The organism is bacterium (assembly GCA_037131655.1).
Taxonomy (GTDB): Bacteria; Armatimonadota; Fimbriimonadia; order Fimbriimonadales; family JBAXQP01; genus JBAXQP01.
Window position 1 is genome coordinate 1 of the sequence record JBAXQP010000447.1, and the last position, 1,759, is coordinate 1,759.

Below are 1,759 nucleotides of genomic sequence, written 5' to 3' on the forward strand. Positions count from 1 at the left end.
AGCATCTGAATACCACCGTCTTTTAAGGCTTGAAGAACTGACTGAGTATCCACCCGGCGTTTGTGCTCATTATTGCCGAGAATGCCAAACACCCCTAGACGTGAAGGGAGGTTTTCAAAAACCTTAATGGCATGATCGGGGTTGGAATTGCGCCAGATGTAATCTCCCAAAGTAAATACCGCATCTACAGGTTCGGCCATTAATAACCGATGTATTTTTTGCTCGATTAAGCCATACCGAGTTGAATGCAAATCAGTCACGACATGAACTTTGAAGCCATCCAACTTAGCTGGTAGGTTTGGGAGATGAAGGTTTAAGCGGACATGTTTTAGCCATCGTGGCTCTATTAGGGAGCCATAGGCAAGAATAAGCGCTGCCGATCCTAGGGATTCTATGAACATGGTTCGAGAACTGCTACAACGGTAACACCGACAGGTAGGCTGACGTGGCGAATGACTCGGCTTTCCATCCGCTGTAGCCCCTCTAAAGCGCTGTTAGCCCAGTTTGGGAGGGGGATTATCGATGCTTCAGGCGCTTTGCCTTTGTCACGACATTTGCTAATCACCCTCATGAGGGCAACAACCGGAAATAGAAGGGACAGGGCATGAGACATTTTGCTCACTCTGAAGTTGGCAGTTTTAATCTTTCGTTTAAGTTCTCGGGCAGTATATCGGCGCACATGCCCGAGGGCTAGGTCATGGTTACCCCAAAGAAATTGATAGGCAGGAACCGTTACGACTAGCCTGCCGTTAGGTTTGAGGACGCGACGAAGCTCTTTTAATGCTGTCGCATCATCCTGCACGTGTTCGAGAATATCAAGCGCGACGATGAGATCGAAGCTGTGATCTTGGAAGGGAAGGTTGGTGATGTCGCCCTGAACGAGTTCGCTCAAGGTGCGTTTGCGGCAATACTCAAGCGCCATATGTCGAAGATCGCAGCCGATGACGCTTCCATATTGCTGTAAATCTTTGGCCATCGCCCCGGTACCGCAGCCGATGTCAAGAATTAGAGGGTTTTCCTTTTGGCCAATCCACTGTTTAATCAAAGTATGAACAAGGTGACGGCGGCCTATATACCACCAATAGTCTCCCTCGTATCGGAACATGCGGTCATACTCTTCGGCGTTCATATGCTACCGCGAATGGACGAACCACGAACATGAAAAAACGGAGCCACACCAAATCCCTCATCATTCTCATTCCGTCGCGAAGGACCCGTACTTTTGAGCCTGGTTGATGTGCCCATCGGATAGGCACTTCGGCCACTTTGTAATCCATTTTTTGAGCTAAAAATAAAGCTTCAAAATCGAAACTAAACCCATTTAATCGGCAACGTGAGAAGATGTCTTGGGCGCAATCTCCACGAAATAGCTTAAAGCCACATTGGGTGTCTTGAATACCTTTAACTGCCAACAACTGGACGGCTTTGTTGAACGCGCGTCCCAATAGTTCACGATAACGAGGCTGGTGGACGACCAGATTCGATCCTTTAAGCGGGCGCGATCCAATTGCAATATCGGCATCGTTTAAGACGTGCGACCAAAGCTTTTCGACTTCCTCGATAGGCGCTGCCAAGTCGGCATCAGAAAATAGAATAAATTCCCCTTCCGCCCTTAAAATGCCGTAACGTACGGCGTAGCCTTTGCCTTTGTTGGGCGAATAAGAAAGAAGTTGGAGCGTTGGATGAACGTTTGCCATCTCTTCCACAATTTCGTTTGTGCGGTCATTGCTGCCGTCACTAATGATAAGCAGTTCATAAC

General features: G+C 48.2%; 3 protein-coding genes. All 3 read right to left on the bottom strand.

Annotation, left to right across the window (positions count from 1 at the left end):
• On the bottom strand, positions 1-401 hold a 401-nt coding region (locus tag WCO51_13485), incomplete at its 3' end, for a metallophosphoesterase (protein ID MEI6514265.1).
• Entirely contained in the window at positions 392-1,129 is a 738-nt protein-coding gene (locus tag WCO51_13490) for a class I SAM-dependent methyltransferase (protein MEI6514266.1), read from the bottom strand. The genes WCO51_13485 and WCO51_13490, both read right to left, overlap by 10 nt.
• On the bottom strand, positions 1,110-1,759 hold a 650-nt coding region (locus WCO51_13495), incomplete at its 5' end, for a dolichyl-phosphate beta-glucosyltransferase (protein MEI6514267.1). The genes WCO51_13490 and WCO51_13495, both read right to left, overlap by 20 nt.